Genomic DNA, 775 nt, shown 5'->3' with positions numbered 1-775 from the left:
TTAAGCGAACCTTAGCGAATGCCCGTTGCGCCTGCGGCGGGCGGTCGCGGCAGCTCGCCGCTGGTCAGTCTGGCTAGTGGTGTGGCTGGCGGGGCAGGTGCACGGCGACCTGCAGCCCGCCGAGCAGTGAGTCCGCCAGTTCGATGGTCGCGCCGTGCAGTTCGGCGATGCGCGCGACGATGGCCAGGCCGAGCCCCGCGCCCTGGCCGTCGCCCTGGCGGTAGAAGCGCTCGAACAGTTTGTCGCGCTGCGCTGCCGGCACGCCCGGACCGCTGTCATCCACGCGTAGGCTGACGCCGTTTTCCATGGTCTGGAGGCTGACCTGAATCTGCCCGCCATCGGGCGTGTACCGCAGAGCATTGCCGACCAGATTCTGCAGCAGCGTGGCGAGCGCGGCGGCATCGCCGGGAAGCCGGTGATCGGCCACGTCGTCAGCTTCCAGCGTCAGTTCCTGATCGCGCGCCAGGGCCAGCGGCGTCAGCTCGGCGAGGCATTCGCGGCACAGCGGCAGCAGGTCCAGCTGCTGTGGATGCCGCGGCTGCGCATTGGGTTCCAGGCGAGCGAGCGTGAGCAGCTGGGTGACCACGCGGGTGGTGCGATCGACGCCGGTCAGCAGTTGCTGCAGGGCGGCTTCACGGTCCTCCGGCTGCTCGGCCTGTTGCGCATTCTGCGCATGGATGCGCAGCACTGCCAGGGGCGTGCGCAGTTCATGGGCGGCGTCGGCGATGAAGCGCTTCTCCCGTTCGATCAGCTGATTGACCTGTTGCAACAGGCG

The 775-nt window shown here is 68.8% G+C and carries 1 protein-coding gene; it reads right to left on the bottom strand.

Annotated features, from left to right (window positions below; translation table 11 throughout):
* Positions 1–73 precede the first annotated feature (73 nt).
* Positions 74–775: ATP-binding protein (locus CXQ94_RS23685; protein ID WP_258067306.1), on the bottom strand; the 702-nt coding region annotated here is incomplete at its 5' end.

Source organism: Arthrobacter sp. GMC3 (assembly GCF_002929305.1).
Classification (GTDB): domain Bacteria; phylum Actinomycetota; class Actinomycetes; order Actinomycetales; family Micrococcaceae; genus Specibacter.
Note: the sequence above shows the minus strand (reverse complement) of the source record. Positions and strands in the feature narration are given on the sequence as shown.